General features: G+C 40.7%; 2 protein-coding genes. Both read right to left on the bottom strand.

The window, feature by feature from the left end; translation table 11 throughout:
* Nucleotides 1-80 precede the first annotated feature (80 nt).
* Nucleotides 81-587: a DUF1833 family protein gene (locus VXQ92_RS17105; protein WP_004834160.1), complete on the bottom strand. Its 507-nt coding sequence runs from the start codon at nucleotides 585-587 to the stop codon at nucleotides 81-83.
* Nucleotides 588-1064 (bottom strand): hypothetical protein, encoded by a 477-nt coding sequence (locus tag VXQ92_RS17100; RefSeq protein WP_005138506.1) that lies wholly within the window; start codon nucleotides 1062-1064, stop codon nucleotides 588-590.
* Between the last annotated feature and the right edge of the window lie 551 nt (nucleotides 1065-1615).

Here is a 1615-nt window from a genome sequence, read left to right as displayed (position 1 = left end):
GACATCTTTCCATGCTTCACATAGAAATTCATTGCAGGTGTAGTCTTTAGTCCAGACTCTACTATGGAGATGGTCTAGGTTCATATCATGCCCCGCAACAATGGGAAGCGCTCTAAAGAATAGATTTCACCAGTCTTAACGCTATTAAGTTCTGGTGCTTGTGCATCAAAAGTACAGTTGCCAGAGCCATCTTTAGATAAAGTCGCTACCTCTAAGGTCTGTAAAGACACCATTGGGGCTGTTAGATCATCATCTCGGTATAGCCGCCATTTAACTGATGGTCTAACTTTCCAGTTGGTGCCTAACCGAGCAGATACGACCGATTTAATTAGTTCATCGTCTACATCAGCAATGGTTAGGCTAAGCTTTTGATCAAGGTCGTTTGTGACTGTAGAGCGTTGAATGGACATAGGTTGATATTCATATGGAACATCCGGCCCCGTGGCCTCATGTTTTACTGTCACACCTTCTGTATCGTTTTTGACAAACCGGAAAGGCTCTGTAAAGTCAGGATGCGAAATCTCAACGCACTCTAATGGCACCACGCCACTGCTTGAGTTTAAAAAGAATGATGTATAGTCGGGCATTTAAATACCCTCCATCGCTCTTGGCAGATCGTCGTTTACCAGTTTTTCGAGTGGGTTGAATAACGATGCTAAGTCCTCCCCACCATTCCCAGTCTCAACAATGATCTTATTAAGTTCAGAGTCTACAATTGGCTTAACTCGCAACTGAGCAGTAACTGTATAAACTGGTCCTTGCATACTTGTTAGTTGGAAGCTATCTGGAACAAATAAGCATTTATAGGGCTTGAACTCTGGTCCATTTACCCGAAGTGAAGCATTAAACATCTCTCCTGGTGTTTCACACCAAACGTTATAGAACGCATCAAGATATTGAAAGCCACCTTCAAGCACCTTCCATTGAACGCTCACGGTGTGGAAGCTATTTTTGCTTAACCTTCTGTTCCGCGGTGCTCCTCCATCCAAATCCTGTGAAGCTACCCCACTTTGGAATGCGACAGAATAGCCTTCTTGTGTTGAGCAATACATTAATGTGTTCATATAGGCCTCATAAAAAAACCGACCTCATTTAGGGTCGGTTTAAATATTTAGTTTCATTACATTTTCCAAAGATATGTACAGATAATCAAAGTGATAAGGATCGCAACAAAGCGCCATGCTTTCATCTCATTCATTTCCTTTAGACACCAATAAATTAATTTGATAAAATCTTCCATATAGATTGTTTTTCTCCTTAATCTTGCTCTGGTTAAGTTGATTTAAAAGAACCTCAGTGCGCCAACACTGGTGTTTTTGCTTTTTCAGGATTTTAAATCCTTCAATTTTTTAGTTCATCCTGCGGTTTTTCCGCATTCAGAAATAGAAAAAGCCGCCCTTAGGCAGCTATTCGTTTGTTCTCTCTTATACTGTTAACTTCAACCGGTTTTACTTACATACCGTTTACAGTTTTCTCTTATACGTAGTACTTCTAATTAAGTGTTTTGCTCATCAGCAGGCCTGCCCTGACAAAATTCAACAAGGCTTAAAGTTGAAATATCAGAAACACGGATCTGAATACTTAATGGTCTGCCCTCAGCTGGGAACAATTTTGA

Source organism: Acinetobacter sp. 228, from assembly GCF_048147885.1.
The sequence above is the reverse complement of the archived record's forward strand: the minus strand, read 5'-3'. Positions and strand labels throughout refer to the sequence as shown.